Here is a 14,045-nt window from a genome sequence, read left to right as displayed (position 1 = left end):
TCTACCACATATTACTTGCAAGGATGAACGTGAGCTCAAACCAGGCTGGCCAGTCGCAGCGCAAATCATCATCAATTTCGCGGACATTCACTTTTTCAAAAGTGAGTGTTACAGCACTGTTGATCGCTATGGTTGTCATTGCGGTTTTAATCGCGCTGATGAGCAAGCAACAAGCACTCATAACAGCCTTAAAGCAGCAGAGTTATTTAGAGGACAATATTCTTGCCACTGAGTCTAGTATCAATCAATTTACGTTTCGGATGGAGAACAGCGCGTTTTCTGGACCCGCGAATTACACTATTTTAAAGCGCGAGCTACAGGTCACCGTTCAAGGTATATCTGAATACCTTCGCAGTAGTGCAGGCCAAGCAATATCGCCCACAGTCTTATCCGAAAGAGATTTTGCAATAGCAAAAGAAGGATTGAATAGCGCGTCTGCACGGCAGGTCGCGCAAACCACACTAGATTTACTTCATACTCTTATTGAGTTGCCGATAGCCGACGCAACGCAACGTATTCAACAGCAATTTAGCCTGCTGCCTATGGTCAATGCCATGCAGGCGGAAGAAAACGCGTTGTTACTGCGTATTCAGGCATTGCGCAATAAGATGCTTCTCACTACTATTTTGGGCGCAGTCGTCATTGTACTTTGGTATTTTATTGCATGGCTTTTTTACAAAAGTAACGCAAACAAGTCGCCTAAAAAGTTTGGTAAATCGAAGTTGAGACTTGCCATGGTGGATGACGATAGAGATTTGCAAAACAAAGAGTTTTTGCAGCTGATTAGCCATGAATTCAGAGCGCCAATAAGTGCAATTATCAGTGCTCTTAACCTTATTCCTAACATGGAAGAACAGCGTACCAGACTAATTCAGCAGGCTGAACAATCCAGCTATCGACTTCTTAATCTTACCAACAACCTTACTGATGTATTAACCAATAACACTGAAGACGACCTGCACTTTTCAGATGTCGACCTAATCAGCTTGCTCGACGAATGTATCTCGCCGTTTTCTGTACGCGTAAAAGACAAAAAAATCGAATTTAATATGCACTGTAGTCACAGTGTGCCCCATTACGCAGAAACGGATCCTGTCGCCCTTTCTAAAGTAGTAGTTAACATTCTTGATAACGCCGTTAAATTTACGGCTAATGGACTGATCGACGTCACCGTTACAACCTTGGTGAAAAACCAAGGGATTTTTCTCGTTATTATAATTAGTGACACTGGAATAGGAATTGATGAGGCGACGCAAAAGCGTATGTTTGAACGCTTCTATCGCGGCGAACACTCAACTGGCCAACGCTTCCCGGGGGCAGGAATTGGCTTGTCTGTAGCTAAACGCAGCGTTGATAAGCTGGGCGGTGCACTACAAGTAACCAGTACAGTTGGAGTTGGTACAGAGTTTAAAATTTTACTGCCTCTGAAACCTATTGAGGACCTTCCCGCTACAAATTCAGCACCGTCTAATGCGACCTTCGCCGTAGTTGACGATTTAGAGATATCTAGGCTGCATTTACAGTCAATTATTACCAAAGAGGGCTTTAGCGCACGCACGTTTTCATCTGGTGCGAACTTGCTCAATCTGCACGAAGAAATACTCCAGTTTTCAGGCATTATTGCAGATTTGTATATGCCGGGCATGAATGGTCTTGAACTAGTGAGGACGCTTAAGGCGATTTTTGGTGAACGGGTACCGCCCGTTATTGTGTTGTCAGCAACCCCAGATATTGCCAACATTATTGCAAACAGTGAACTGCCCATCTATCAAAGTTTTGTTAAACCCATCGATAGAAACCGGTTTGTAGATGCGCTCCATCACCTTACAGCAAGTAACGCAAGAGTTGTTGAAACAACGAAAAAGGCCAATGTGTTACTGGTAGAAGACGAGCCCATTAATGCAGAAATGGTGGAGTATATGCTTCAATGTATGGGCCACGAAGTTACCGTGAGTTACACCGGTGACGACGCTATTATTAGAGTGAGTGAAAGTGCGTTTGACTGTGTGCTGTTGGATATCAACTTACCAGATATGAATGGTTTGGAAGTCGCTAAAATAATGAAAGAAGGTCACCCTGACCTTCCAATCATTGCCCTTACGGCCAATGCTCACAGGAGCGATAAAGAAGCGTCGCTGCAGGCAGGTATTCGATACCACTTAGTGAAGCCTGTCACCTTTCAAGAGCTCAAAAACACCCTACGCCTAGCACTATAACGCGCCAGGCGCTGCATAAATGCGATATTGATTTCGGCCGTTTTCTTTTGCTTCATAAAGCGCCTGATCGGCACACTCAAGCCATGCCATCGCTCCTTTAAAATCAGGAGAGAATTGTGCAAGGCCTAAACTAACAGTGAAACTTATTGACTCACCTTCGTGTTCTACCACTAAACGCTGTGCTAATTGTCGGATACGTTCGGCCACTATCTTGGCATCTTCAACTGAAGAGTCATTCAGAATAATGGCAAATTCCTCGCCGCCGTAGCGCCCTGCAAGGTCGGTTTCCCGCACACAGCGCTTAATCAGCGCTGCTAACATCTTAATCACCTTATCCCCAGCCTGATGACCATAAGTATCGTTAATGCGTTTGAAATGGTCGATATCGAGCATAAGCGCAGTACTTGGCTTTTCTCTCCGCACACAAAGTTTGTGCATCTCATCAAAGCGTTCCTGCCAGTAGCGACGATTATATAGTCCAGTTAGACCGTCCACGCGGCTCGCAGTTTTCAACTCTTCGTTAAGATGCTCCATTCCACGCTTACCGAGCGCCTGCTCAGTGACATCGTAAACAAGCATACAAAACCGCTCTACGTTGCCGCGCTTATCAACAATAGGGAACATGGTCACGTTTTGGTACATGAACTCTGCAGCGCTGGTTACAGGACGATTACAACCAAACTTAAACAAGTAAGGGCGCTGCTCCCAAATAATAAACACCGGGCTCTTCAAATTGAACACAGGGTCGACTTTGGTTCTCAGCCATTTTTCTTCTATTTCCGGGAAATGAGAAAAAAGACTGTGTCCAATGATTGCTTCCGCTTTCTTTGCACCATGGTTTTCAAGAAACTTGTTCCACACTTGAACCTTGAAGTTGCGGTCTAGCACTGCAATGCCCACTTCAATGGAATCGAGAAGCTCTGCGGGTACTTGAGAAGAATTAACTAAAGCACCGGTGGAAAGTGCGTCTGTAGATGCATTCATAGACTTTCCTTGTCTTGTGTGACAGCGTCATCATCGAGCAGCCGAGAATAGATATGGTTCATGGCATCACCAGGAAATAGCAACAGCAGGTCAAAGGAAATATCTCTGGCCTTAATGGCATAACCTATTTCGATAGCCATGAGCTTGCCCCAACGCTGCACGTTATCACTTAAAAGCGTTGATAGTCCTTGGTGCTGCCCCAGTAACACCGGATGCGTGTGGCTAAAGGCGACATTTAACTGCTCTGACAAACCGTTTAAACAGGCACCGATAAGAATATTGGAAACATCCATTAGTGCTTCTAGCGCTAGTTTGTCTGAGGAAGCCGACGGCGGATATTTTAATAGTTCAACGATGTTTTGAGAGTTTGTGTCGTTAAAAATGACCAGCGCTTCGCCACTTATACCTTCACTAATAAAGCCTTTTGAAACTGCCGACACGCTGTCGTTACGATTAATTTCCGCAACCGCCATAGACAGTTCGTTGCTTTCAATTAAGTTGACGTTTGGGATAGGCAAATCAATAAATTCACCTAGCAGTTGAGCAAGATTCTCACCCGCACGCCCCATGGCAATATTGACCATTTCACGACATGCGTCTAATTGATCTTCTTTACTCATCTGGCGCTTAGCTAAAACGGCATTTGAGTCGCTATCGTCTTGCGCTTTTTGTAAGCTCGCACCAGAAGAATGCGTCTCGCCACTGTAAATCCCGTAAGAGGCTAGGATGTGGCTGAGTTTTTCGTTATCAATTGGCTTTCTTATGAAATCCAGGGCACCAAGAGCGAGCATTTTTTCTCGCGCTTGCGCTTGTACATCACCGGAAACGACAACTACCAAGCAAGGAAGATCCTGTTGGCGAATGGCTTCCATGGTTTGATAACCGTCCATTACCGGCATGTTTAAGTCGAGAAACACCACATCGCCTTTGCCTTCGCGAACAAGCGCGAGGGCTTGCTCACCATTCTCGGCAAACGAAATATCCACGTCCCACCCATCAGGTAAACTGCGCGCCATCTGGCGCCTTGCGAAACCTGAGTCGTCGCATATTAATATAGGAGTACTCATGGTAACTCCTTATATGGCAACAGGGGCTTTAATGTGTGGGTGTGACTGGTAATTTTTAAGCGTGAAGTCGTCGAAGGAAAACCCGAAGATATCTTTCACATCAGGATTAATTTCCATAGTTGGGCGCTCGAAAGGCTCACGACTTAGCTGCAACTCTACCTGTTCAAGATGGTTTGAATACAAATGCGCATCGCCTAGCGTATGAATAAAATCGCCGGGCTCTAAATCACACACTTGCGCCATCATCATGGTCAATAAAGCATAACTTGCAATATTGAAAGGAACGCCCAAGAAAATATCGCCGCTTCGCTGGTAAAGTTGGCAGCTAAGCTTACCGTCTAATACATAAAATTGGAAAAGTGTATGGCAAGGTGGCAGTGCTTGCTTGCCCATCGCTGCATTTTCTTTAGGAGAATAATTGGTATCAGGGAGTACCGCAGGGTTCCAGCCGCTAACGATAAGTCGACGAGAATCTGGATTGTTTTTGATTTGCTCAACCACTTCGGCAATCTGGTCTACCGATGTGCCATCACCGCGATCCCAACTGCGCCACTGGTGTCCATAAACCGGACCAAGCTCGCCTTCTTCGGTAGCCCACTCGTCCCAAATACTCACACCGTGCTCTTTCAAATAAGCGATGTTTGTCTCGCCTTTAAGAAACCAAAGCAGTTCGTGAATAATGGATTTAAGGTGACACTTCTTTGTTGTCACCAAGGGGAAACCTTCCTGTAGATTAAAACGCATCTGATAGCCGAATACACTTAACGTACCTGTACCAGTTCGATCTTCCTTTTTCACACCCGTATCACGTACATGGCGCATTAGAGCGAGATATTCTTTCATCGTTATTCTTATATTTTTTGCTGTTCAACATGGTCTTTTCCGCGCATGTAAGCACGGACTATTAATCCTATTCCTAAAGCTATCATAGGTAAACAAAGAAGTTGCCCTTGGCTTAGTCCCATTTGATATAAGCCAATATGTGCGTCGGGTTCTCTGAAGTATTCAACGATAAACCGGAAGGTGCCGTAACCAAGTAAGAACAAGCCGCTGACCGCCCCTACTGGACGCTTTTTGGCAGAATATAGCCATAGGATAATAAAGAGTAGTACGCCTTCAAGCGCAAACTCGTAAAGCTGTGATGGGTGACGGGGGATATTACCCGCGTTGGGGAAAATGACCGCCCAAGGCACATCGGTGCTACGCCCCCAAAGTTCAGCGTTTAAGAAGTTACCTATGCGTCCAGCACCCAAGCCGATGGGTACTAACGGGGCAACAAAGTCGCCTAGTCGAAGGAAGGTCGTGTTCATACACTTGGCGCGCCAGAATAAGGCTGTTAGCACCCCTAAAAGCCCGCCGTGGAAGGACATTCCACCAGCCCAAATTTTGAATAAGTACAAGGGATCGTCGAGAAACATACCAAACTGGTAGAAAAGCACATAGCCTATTCGACCGCCTAATATTACGCCAACGAAGCTCCAGAAAAGCAGGTCGCTTAACTGCTCACGGCTCCAGTTGGTTTGTGAAAGACGCTTTTGTGCCAATAGGTAAGCGGCGATAAAGCCCACCAAATACATAAGGCCGTACCAGCGGACACTTAACGGACCGACACTGAAGATAACGGGGTCGATACTGGGAAATACCAGATAACTGCTCTGTTCCATTACTTTATTCAATTCCTAAAATCATTCTAATGCTCACCAACACGAGTAAGCACGCCAACATCGCTTTTAACACACGAACATTTACTCGCTGCCCAAGCTTTGCACCTATGTTTGCGGTAAACATAGAGGTGGCAACAATACCAGCTGTTGCCGGTAAATACACATAACCTAAACTATGTTCTGGTACATCTATCGCATTGTAACCGGCCACGATAAAACTCGTGGTACCAAAAACGGCAATAATGAGCCCGCAAAAGGCTGCACAGCCAATTGCCGCCCGTACATTAACACGAAACCATACCAGCGCAGGTACCAATAATGCTCCGCCACCAATCCCCATAAGTGCACTTAGTAAGCCAGCTCCACCACCAACAGTCGCAAGCGTACCTTTTGATGCGTCATTTTCTGAGGCTTTTTGCTTACCAAATATCATCTGCATCGCAATTAAAATAACCAGCACCGCAAACACATCTTTAAGCAGTTCACCCGAAATATGGCTTGCTACCTGAGCTCCGGCAAATGCGCCAAAAGCAATACCTAAGCCTGTGTAAAGCACAACATGCCTTTGAATATTACCCAGTTTGTAATGTGCGAAGGCCGACGACATTCCTGTGAAGATGATGGTAGATAATGAGGTAGCGATAGCGACTGGCATTACGGTTTCAGTGGTCATTCCCATGAAATGTATAAGCAAATACGACAATACAGGAACGATGATAAGCCCACCGCCAATGCCCAGCATACCCGCCAAAACACCTACCACAGAACCTAAAATAAGGCAGCTAATAATTATTACAACTAATGGATCCATTCCTTAAGCACCTGCTCGGATAAGGCCTCCCAGGCCCTTGGTTTCAAGATATTGATTCAAGTGCACAAAAACTTCTTCTTGGCTAACAGAGGTGAGCGCCAATGACAGTAACTGCTTACATTCATCCAGCGTGACTTTTCTAATAAGCCAGTTTATTTTTCTTAAGTTAAAGCCGTTCATACTTAGGCGGCGATAACCCATTCCCATTAGCAGTAACGCACCCGCAGGCTCACCCGCAATTTCACCGCAGATAGTCACGGGCACTTGATTTTGATTGGCTTTTTGAACCACGTCGTAAAGCGCCCCTAATACCGCAGGATGATAGCTGTTATAGAGCCCTGCCACCCGCGTATTGTTTCTATCCACCGCGAGCAGATATTGGGTCAGGTCGTTACTGCCTACCGAAAAAAAATCCACGTGCTTTGCCAATTGAGGTAGCTGATAAAGTACCGACGGTACCTCTAGCATAATACCTAACTTAGGCTTGGTTAACGTTTGTCCTGACTCTGCAATCTCATCACAAATTTCATAATATGCCTGATTAATTAGTCGCTTAGACTCCTGCACTTCAGATACGGTGGAGATCATAGGCAGCATAATTTGCAAGTTGTTTAGGCCTACACTTGCACGCAGCATGGCGCGAACCTGAACCAAGAAAATTTCTGGATGGTCAAGGGTTAGGCGGATGCCTCGCCACCCCAAAAATGGGTTTTCTTCATTAATTGGGAAGTACGGTAGTGGCTTATCGCCTCCTACGTCGAGAGTACGCATAGTGATAGGCAATGAAGGCGCGGCCTCAAGCACTTGGCGATACAGCTTTACTTGCTCTTGTTCTGAAGGAAAACGCTCGCGTAACATAAAGGGGATCTCAGTGCGATAAAGCCCTACACCCGCACCAATTTGTTCAGCGTTTAGCTCGACTTCAGCTGAAAGGCCAGCGTTGATATAAAGAGACATTCTACAGCCATCAACACTTTCGCAAGGTTTATCAGCCTCGGCGTCAATTTTCTCTGCGATGGCCGACTCTTCTTCAATGAGCTGTATAAATTCAGACTTGATGTTACGTTCAGGCGATACAATGACCTCGCCTGAATACCCATCAAGCAAAATCTCTTTGTCTTCGAGTAGTGCTGGCGTAACGTTTTGACAGCCCATCACTGCAGGCACGCCCATGGCTCTAGCCAATATTGCCGCGTGAGAGTTATTTGAACCGCGAATAGAAATAATGCCTTTTAGCTTACCTCTTGGAAATTCGGCAAGCATAGGCGCTGAGACTTCATCAGCTACGAGAATACTGGCTTCGGTTATCGTTTTTTCAGTAACCTTTTTGCCATTCGCTTCATACAAAATGTTGGCAAGAATACGGTCGGATAAATCGACAATATCAATGGCACGCTCTTGCATGTAAGGGTCGTCCATTGCCTGAAAGCGCGCGGCATAGCTTTCTACGACCATTTTCAATGAAGACGCCGCATCCCAACCTTGGCGAATTTTTTCTTCTACTTCCCGCCCAAGGCTGTTGGCATCTAGCAGATGATGATACAACTGAAAAATGGATTTAACATCGTCGGGAATGCCGTCATCTAACCGCTTCGATAACGCATCGACATGACCTCGCGTAACTTCAACCCCTTTGCGATAGAGTTGAATTTGATCTTGAGGAGATTGCGTGCGCTTTACGACCCAGTTTTTAAGGTTTATAGATTTGTCTGGAGACACTCCCTTGCCAATAGCAAGGCCTGGAGAACCCGCAATACCACGCACATTTTTTTGCCGCGCAGTATTGTCGTTCGAATTTGACAGCGTCAAAGCCCCGCGAATATCAGCATTGGTTATTTCTAACGCGAGCTGCGCAGCAAGGGTGACTAAAAATGCTTCTTCGTCTTCACTGAAGCGGCGCATTTGTGATTGCTGAAGGGTAATAACACCAAGCACACGCCGTTGGTTGATAATAGGCGTACCTAAAAAGGCGTTATAGTTTTCTTCCTGAACTTCGGGGTAATGTTTGAATCGAGGATGGCTATGAGCATTAACGATATTAAGAGGCTCTTCCCGCTGACCTACCAGCCCGATAAGCCCTTCTGAGAAGCCAATGCGTACCTGCTCGACTGCATCGGGATGCAGTCCGTCAGTGGCTTTAAGGATAAATTCTTGGGTGTCGTAATCGGCAAGATAAATAGAGCATGAATCGACATCTAGGGTCTGTTTAACCCGCGAGGCTAGCCTAAACAACGCCGTATCGAGAGCAGGAATTTGATTCATTTCCTGCACGATACGTTTTAACGTGGTTAACATTGTTCCTTGCTGGCTCTGAGGGCTCACCGGTTTTTCCTTTTTTACTCGCAGTTTACTCGCTGCTTACTCCGCACACCGCAATATTGCACACCTCTGTTTAGCGTACCTGAACTTCGCATATGCTTATCCACGCCTGCGTTTCTTGCCACGTTTATGTGGCGCTGCGTTTTGGCGCTGTTGAGGCCGATGCTGCGCAGACATAACTACAGGCGAGAACTCTTTCATTACTCGTCTGTATACATCGCGCTTAAACGATACAACGTTTCTTATTGGATACCAGTAACTTACCCACCTCCAGTCATCGAATTCAGGATGACCTGTTTTAAGTACATTAACGTCTCGCTCGTTACAATCGAGCTGCAACAAGAACCATTTTTGTTTTTGCCCTATACAAACAGGGTTGCTGCCTTGTCGAATTAATCGCTTCGGCAGCTTATATCTAAGCCAGTTACGGGTAACACTTAAAATAGTGACATCTTTCGGTGTCAGCCCTACTTCTTCGTGAAGCTCGCGGTACATAGCTTGTTCAGCAGATTCCCCTTCATCAATTCCGCCTTGAGGGAACTGCCATGAATGTTGACCATAACGTCTTGCCCAAAATACTTGACCCATTTTGTTGCAAATCACTATGCCCACATTCGCACGGAATCCATCGGCATCTATCACATAGACTCCCGGGCACACTATACTGTTATATGTTTTCATTCTTCCACAAACTATGCTCCAATCATAGTCTTAATATTCGTACCCGCTTTTCAAACAGGAAATTAACCATATTTATGCAGCCACCAGCGTCTCCCCCGTCATCTCCAGATAGCCTTTTAGCCCGTTGTCATGCGATAGCAGGCTTGACGCTTGGAGAGCTTGCGGACATGGCAAATATAGCCATTCCGGCCAATTTACAACGTCATAAGGGGTGGCCAGGCATGCTGATAGAGAAGTGGCTGGGCGCGAGTGCAGGTTCGAAGCCTCAGCAGGACTTTCCTGAACTTGGCATTGAGCTTAAAACTATCCCCATCGACGCTAATTTTTCGCCTTTAGAAACCACCTACGTCTGTTTTGCCCCGCTTTTGATGACGCCCGGCATTACATGGGAAACGTCTAACGTGCGAAACAAACTACAGCAGGTATTGTGGCTACCTATTGAAGGTGACAGAGCTATTCCACTGGCCCACAGGCGGGTAGCAACAGGCTTTTACTGGCGACCGAATGAACACGAAGATTCGGTATTGAGACACGATTGGGAGGAACTGGTCGAGCAAATTGCAACTGGACAGGTCGAGTCGATCACCTCTCGTCAAGGCGAGGCCTTACACATTCGTCCTAAGGCGGCAAACGGGAAAGTGCTCACCGACGCGTTGGGGCCAGAAGGTCAGCGTATTAAAACCCGTCCTCGCGGCTTTTATTTACGTAAAACCTTCACCCATCAAATATTGATAAATGCATTTGGTGGCTAACGCGAACTCAACGTCTAGCACAATACTCTTGTTATCTTAGCGGCGTGGAGTTTAGGTGTTTAACCAAATATTCACTCAAAAACTTTTCTGAATTTATCCCCATGCGTTTTGCCACAGCTTCAAGTTTAGCGTCGCTGCGCAGCAGTACATTCTTGGCGTACTCTAAGCGGTAGTGGAAAATGAAACGTCTAAAGTTTTTCTTTTCAGTAAGTTGCAAGGCCAAAGCGAGCGAGGTGGGGTCGATATCTGCCCCTTTACAAAACTCACTGAGGGTAAGGAAGCGAACCTTGTACGCCTTTGATTCTATGGTGTAGCGTTCTGCTTTAGAAATAATACTGCTAATTTCATAAGGCGTTGCCTTGCCTTCATCTAAGCGTTCGTAATCGAGTGGCGACGGGGACGTCCGTCGTATAAAGGTTAGTGAAAACAGTACAATTAGAATTGCCGTTCCAATCATCAGATGATGAAACCCTTCCCAAAAAGGAACAGGGAAGAAGCCGAATGTTGCGGCCGTCACAAGTAGAATACTCATAAACGCAACGCCAACCAAGCTTCCCATTACTCCGGCAAGCCTAGGCATTTTCAGGTTTTTTATATCCACCGCCTGCTCTGGTAAGTGCCTATGGTACATTTGAATATGCTCGGTAATAAGAATACCTATGAGCAACACGCTAAACCCCGTTAACAGTGATGCAATATAGGCAGGCCACAATAGCAGAGGCTGACCATGAGGAGACGATGAGAGCCATTGCTGCTTATCGTCTACGGGTATCAGGAGAATGGCGCACTGAAAAACGCCGGTCACTACTACCGGCCACCACAGCCGCTTTCGTGCCGTAGGATAAGCTAACAGCATGGGTTTTATTGCGCGGTAACAACACGTAATCGCGATTACAGCAAATACTTCTGATAACCCGTAGATACTAGCCAGCCCTGTGGCATTTGCCATACGAAGCCACTCATCCAGCATAAACACAGGCCAGCACAAAAACGCTGCCGTTAGCCAGCGTCCACTGCGTAAATTGACTTTTTGAACAAACAGACGCACAAAGCCAATGGCATAAATGCCAAGCAGTGCGTAAAGGAAATAGTCATTTATGGCTGAGGTCATCAGCGCCCTCCATCCTTGAGATTCGAGTTGCCTTTACCGTGCATGTTTACAGTAACCACATATGCATAGAAAACAATTACCAGTAAACGTCACGTTGCATAGCCACTGTGCGAGTTCGTTCCATAATTCGAATAAGCGTGCTGAGTTTCTCTGCTGTCCATTTACGCACTTCGTCATGGGAGTCTACTTCGGCGTCGTCTATCGACTGCTTTAACATAAGCAGCGCATTCAGCTCATCAATACCAGTGAGCAAATCTAACCACGGTGCGCGAAAATTACCCCGCTCTTCTACAAACAAGTCACCCAGCAGAAATCCACTCCATAATGTCTGCCTAAGCATTACTTCTACAGCGCTGTAATTGGCAGGCCCCATGGTTTTATTTAGCGGCATGCTTTGCTGTACAGTTTGCCAACCTTGCGACAGCCAACCTTTTGCATGATCAAGCACCGGATGGTCAAAACCCGTTGCGACTTTTCGCCACGGCTTATTCTGAATAAGACTTATGGCGTGTAGCTTAATGTCTGTGGCATCGTTGTCGAAAAACAGCTTTTCAGGCTCATGAGCCTGCATTAAGCCTGTTTGTCGTCCTTGCAAATAGCTTACTACTGCAGGATGTTTGCTGAGTGTTTTGTTAAACATGCTCTTTTTAGAGAGCAAGTAACGCAAACTTTGTAAGTCGTCTTGCCAGCCCCACTTTTGCGCATGGGTGACCAGTTTTTTATGCAGGGCTAGTAGCTCAGGGCACTGCAGAACCGGCAAGTAAAGCGAAACACTTTGAAGTAACAAGCGTACACTCTTGGCGACTTCTGCGAGCATTTTTATTGAGCCACTTTCGCAAAACACATGCTCGTGGTGCTGCCAATGCGCCAATGCAGTTTGAACCGCGTGGCTAAATGCTTCTTCCGTGGTGGTTGTGTCTTCAAGCGCAAGGAAATCTGGCAGGTGTCGAACTTTAGCGTTAAAACCGTGAAGTAATTGATATCCCTGCGCCGCTTTTGATACATCACTAAGGCGTACCGGCATGTTGTCGTTTATTAACACCGCCAACGTAAACAAACTGTTGATATCGCCTGACATCAACTCAAGCTCTATTTCGTTGATTGGGGAACTAGCTTTTTCTGTACTTGCTTCGCCACAGTCCAGCACAATCTCAACCACACTTTCACCCACACTAACCACATAGGCATTGCGAGTAAAGTGAGTGCTAAACTGTTTAGATAGACGCGTGTTTTTTGCCGCCACGTCCCAATCTTGGGGCCAAGCGCCGGCTTCAAATAGCGTGAGGTCGGGCCTTGAATTATCAAGGCTCACATTGTATTCCATGCGTTTGTGCAGACCACCGCTGACCACGCCGTTAGTCTTTAGCGTCTGTTCGTATTCACCATTGTTACCTCGAACACGAAAGCCCATTTTATTGTTTTGAAAATCGAGCTTATCTGTATCGTAATAGTCGTTCTCTAGGCGCATTTCACGATGAGAGTTAACCTGAATACTGTTTTTTTCGAAAAGAGGAAGTACACGTTGACTAAACGCATGGTGGGCGTTGTCACCCGTTACAAATTTTAATTCTATTTCTGACATGGTTGCGCTAGGCACAGCTTATGATGCTGACACCTTACCTTTGTCGCTTACTTTTCGCAATGCTGGCACCATGAAACAAGATGCTTTAATTAGACAAAAGTGGAACAAACTTGCCTTTATCGCGGTCAACCAATACCATCTTCACGTTTTAAATTCTAAAATTGGACTTCATATGATTCGAAAGTGGTTAGCAGCAGCCCTTATTGCATGCTCTTTTCAAGCATTTTCGCTACAAGATACCGCTGATTTAGAAGCGTCTTCTTCGCATTACATAAGAGATGACTTGTTTATCTTTATGCATACTGGACCTGGTCGTAACTACCGTATTCTAGGTTCAATTGAAGCAGGTACACCTATTACTGTGCTTGCACGCGATAACGATGCTGAATTCACGCAAATTACCGACAACGAAGGCCGTGAAGGCTGGGTTGAAAGCCGCTTTGTGTCAAATACCATGTCGCAAGCCGAGCAATTGCCAATCATAAGTGAGAAGCTAGCTGAGAGCCAAAGCGCACTGCAAACAGCGCAGTCTGAAAACGCCAGACTTCGCCAGCAGCTTAACGATGCACGTCAGCAGGTATCGAAGCTTACAACAACTAGCGAGGAACAAGCCTCTGAGATAACTCGTCTTACCGCCAAAGTAGATAGCGCGAATAAAGATGAGCTGGTTACCTGGTTTACACGCGGTGGTATGGTAGCCGGTGTGGGTATATTACTGGGCGTAATGCTGACTTACCTTCCCAAGCGCAAACGCAGAAGCAGCGAGTGGATGTAGTGTTTATAACTAGACGCTAAAAAACGAAAAAACGCCGATGTTAGCATCGGCGTTTTTTATTGAGCTCGTTTCGGTAAATGGAT

Annotated in this window: 12 protein-coding genes; 3 read left to right on the top strand and 9 right to left on the bottom strand. The window is 46.0% G+C overall.

All coding sequences use genetic code 11. The features are described from left to right. Positions 1-29 precede the first annotated feature (29 nt). Entirely contained in the window at positions 30-2,216 is a 2,187-nt protein-coding gene (locus MHN02_RS05015) for a response regulator (protein ID WP_239244873.1), read from the top strand. Here MHN02_RS05015 and MHN02_RS05010 read toward each other — a convergent pair. From MHN02_RS05010 to rppH, 7 genes are all read right to left on the bottom strand, one after another. Next, positions 2,211-3,200 carry a sensor domain-containing diguanylate cyclase gene (locus MHN02_RS05010; protein WP_014978257.1) on the bottom strand — a complete coding sequence of 330 codons (990 nt, stop codon included), beginning with the start codon at positions 3,198-3,200 and terminating at the stop codon, positions 2,211-2,213. The two genes, MHN02_RS05015 and MHN02_RS05010, sit on opposite strands and share 6 nt — an antisense overlap. Continuing rightward, positions 3,197-4,267, bottom strand: a complete 1,071-nt coding sequence (locus MHN02_RS05005) for a response regulator (RefSeq protein ID WP_039224447.1) — start codon at positions 4,265-4,267, stop codon at positions 3,197-3,199. Before MHN02_RS05005 ends, MHN02_RS05010 begins: the two co-directional genes overlap by 4 nt. Before the next feature lie 9 nt (positions 4,268-4,276). Next, the gene (locus MHN02_RS05000; protein WP_014978256.1) at positions 4,277-5,110 is read right to left on the bottom strand and encodes a thymidylate synthase; all 834 of its coding nucleotides are present in this window, start codon (positions 5,108-5,110) and stop codon (positions 4,277-4,279) included. Positions 5,111-5,118: 8 nt separating this feature from the next. Beyond that, positions 5,119-5,931, bottom strand: a complete 813-nt coding sequence (gene lgt, locus MHN02_RS04995; RefSeq protein WP_014978255.1) for a prolipoprotein diacylglyceryl transferase — start codon at positions 5,929-5,931, stop codon at positions 5,119-5,121. A 4-nt stretch (positions 5,932-5,935) separates the two neighbouring features. Then, positions 5,936-6,742 carry a sulfite exporter TauE/SafE family protein gene (locus tag MHN02_RS04990; RefSeq protein ID WP_014978254.1) on the bottom strand — a complete coding sequence of 269 codons (807 nt, stop codon included), beginning with the start codon at positions 6,740-6,742 and terminating at the stop codon, positions 5,936-5,938. A 3-nt stretch (positions 6,743-6,745) separates the two neighbouring features. Beyond that, positions 6,746-9,037, bottom strand: coding sequence for a phosphoenolpyruvate--protein phosphotransferase (ptsP, locus tag MHN02_RS04985; protein ID WP_041449920.1), 2,292 nt, complete (start codon positions 9,035-9,037; stop codon positions 6,746-6,748). Between the two features lie 123 nt (positions 9,038-9,160). Next, a complete protein-coding gene (rppH, locus tag MHN02_RS04980) occupies positions 9,161-9,703 on the bottom strand; it encodes an RNA pyrophosphohydrolase (RefSeq protein WP_014948179.1) in 543 nt (180 codons plus the stop codon). Between the two features lie 113 nt (positions 9,704-9,816). On the opposite strand from rppH, the gene mutH reads away from it, so the two are divergent. After that, positions 9,817-10,494, top strand: a complete 678-nt coding sequence (gene mutH / locus MHN02_RS04975) for a DNA mismatch repair endonuclease MutH (protein WP_014978252.1) — start codon at positions 9,817-9,819, stop codon at positions 10,492-10,494. A gap of 31 nt (positions 10,495-10,525) precedes the next feature. Here the strand turns inward: mutH and MHN02_RS04970 are convergent, their stop codons facing one another. Both MHN02_RS04970 and MHN02_RS04965 read right to left on the bottom strand, forming a co-directional pair. Then, positions 10,526-11,605, bottom strand: coding sequence for a DNA mismatch repair protein (locus MHN02_RS04970; protein ID WP_049587333.1), 1,080 nt, complete (start codon positions 11,603-11,605; stop codon positions 10,526-10,528). A 76-nt stretch (positions 11,606-11,681) separates the two neighbouring features. Further along, positions 11,682-13,187: a CYTH domain-containing protein gene (locus tag MHN02_RS04965; protein WP_239244870.1), complete on the bottom strand. Its 1,506-nt coding sequence runs from the start codon at positions 13,185-13,187 to the stop codon at positions 11,682-11,684. Between MHN02_RS04965 and MHN02_RS04960 the strand changes: the two genes are divergently transcribed. Beyond that, on the top strand, positions 13,150-13,962 hold the full coding sequence (locus tag MHN02_RS04960; RefSeq protein WP_014975608.1) for a TIGR04211 family SH3 domain-containing protein: 813 nt from the start codon (positions 13,150-13,152) through the stop codon (positions 13,960-13,962). The two genes, MHN02_RS04965 and MHN02_RS04960, sit on opposite strands and share 38 nt — an antisense overlap. Positions 13,963-14,045 lie beyond the last annotated feature (83 nt).

It is taken from the genome of Alteromonas sp. CNT1-28 (assembly GCF_022348345.1).
Lineage (GTDB): Bacteria > Pseudomonadota > Gammaproteobacteria > Enterobacterales > Alteromonadaceae > Alteromonas > Alteromonas macleodii.
This window is presented reverse-complemented; position numbering and strand designations above follow the sequence as displayed.

What these genes read in the sequence shown, in the direction of transcription:
- MHN02_RS05010 (WP_014978257.1), bottom strand. Translation starts at nt 3,200, where the DNA reads ATGAATGCATCTACAGACGCACTTTCCACCGGTGCTTTAGTTAATTCT.
- MHN02_RS04990 (WP_014978254.1), bottom strand. Translation starts at nt 6,742, where the DNA reads ATGGATCCATTAGTTGTAATAATTATTAGCTGCCTTATTTTAGGTTCT.
- mutH (WP_014978252.1), top strand. Translation starts at nt 9,817, where the DNA reads ATGCAGCCACCAGCGTCTCCCCCGTCATCTCCAGATAGCCTTTTAGCC.
- MHN02_RS05005 (WP_039224447.1), bottom strand. Translation starts at nt 4,267, where the DNA reads ATGAGTACTCCTATATTAATATGCGACGACTCAGGTTTCGCAAGGCGC.
- MHN02_RS05000 (WP_014978256.1), bottom strand. Translation starts at nt 5,110, where the DNA reads ATGAAAGAATATCTCGCTCTAATGCGCCATGTACGTGATACGGGTGTG.
- MHN02_RS04965 (WP_239244870.1), bottom strand. Translation starts at nt 13,187, where the DNA reads ATGTCAGAAATAGAATTAAAATTTGTAACGGGTGACAACGCCCACCAT.
- MHN02_RS04970 (WP_049587333.1), bottom strand. Translation starts at nt 11,605, where the DNA reads ATGACCTCAGCCATAAATGACTATTTCCTTTACGCACTGCTTGGCATT.
- lgt (WP_014978255.1), bottom strand. Translation starts at nt 5,931, where the DNA reads ATGGAACAGAGCAGTTATCTGGTATTTCCCAGTATCGACCCCGTTATC.
- ptsP (WP_041449920.1), bottom strand. Translation starts at nt 9,037, where the DNA reads ATGTTAACCACGTTAAAACGTATCGTGCAGGAAATGAATCAAATTCCT.